Consider the following 545-nt stretch of genomic DNA (forward strand, 5'->3'; position numbering starts at 1 on the left):
TGGTCACTTAATACGTTACCGATGATTCCAGAGCGTTTTCAGTTTGAGGTAACAAAGTCAAAGTATAAGCAATTTAATGTTGTGAAACAGCTGCTACATAATCCGGGGGTAACAGAAATTATTCACGCGGGTGATGCTGGGCGTGAAGGGGAATTAATCGTACGAAACATTATTAATCTTTGTAACGTGCAAAAGCCGATGAAACGTCTTTGGATTTCCTCTTTAACGAAGCAAGCAATTTATCAAGGGTTTAAAAACTTACTAGATGAAGCAGATACGATTAATACGTATTACGAAGCATATACAAGATCATGCGCTGACTGGGTCGTTGGTATGAATGCATCGCGTGTCTTTAGCATTTTGCTAAAGAAAAAGGGAATGAATGATGTGTTTTCCGCCGGACGTGTACAAACACCGACACTCGCATTAATCGTAAAGCGTGAAAAAGAAATAGAAAACTTTAAGTCGGAGCCGTTTTGGGAAGTGTTCGCAACCTTTAATATAGAAGGAAAGAAGTATGAGGGGAAATGGGAGAAGGATAGTGA

General features: G+C 39.6%; 1 pseudogene. It reads left to right on the forward strand.

Annotated elements, in window-relative coordinates:
- Positions 1–545 (forward strand): annotated as a pseudogene (topB, locus tag AC1Q8N_RS28765) (DNA topoisomerase III); the annotation flags it as partial.

It is taken from the genome of Bacillus sp. GW823-FHT06B01, from assembly GCF_058952315.1.